Below are 550 nucleotides of genomic sequence, written 5' to 3'. Positions count from 1 at the left end.
TAAAACTGTACTAAACAACACTTGCAAGATGCCGGATAGAACAGCTTCCTTGCCTCGATCAGCTGATGCGCCGGCATTTAAATAAGCTTATTTTGAACCGATATTACTATAAATCTGAATAACAAATCATAATAGCAAAGCTGAAAAGTCATAGAACTCGTTAGACATTTGATATAAATCTTATCAAATAGATAATTATGGTTAATATTTGCGCATAATCGTGCTCTATCTCATTTAAGATCGTGATAATCTGTCTGATATCTGTTTTTAAAGGAGATTGTAGTTCAAGTAATCTGAATATGAAAATGAATAAAAGATTATTTGAGTGAATGTTAGGGCAAATATTATGAATAAAATAACAACTGAAGATAAGGCCTTTTTTGGTCATCCGCGACCATTGAGTTCGCTCTTTTTTACGGAAATGTGGGAACGTTTTTCGTTCTATGGTATTCGACCGCTACTGATTCTTTTTATGGTGGCGACGGTGAATCAAAATGGTTTAGGAATCGATGCGGTTACCGCCTCTGCGATTGTCGGAATTTTTGGTGGT

1 pseudogene is annotated in these 550 nt (G+C 35.3%); it reads left to right on the top strand.

Features of this window, described 5'->3' with window-relative positions:
* Positions 1-346: 346 nt before the first annotated feature.
* Positions 347-550 (top strand): annotated as a pseudogene (locus ACFFGH_RS34500) (hypothetical protein); the annotation flags it as partial.

This window comes from Lysobacter korlensis, from assembly GCF_042434515.1.
Note: the sequence above shows the minus strand (reverse complement) of the source record. Positions and strands in the feature narration are given on the sequence as shown.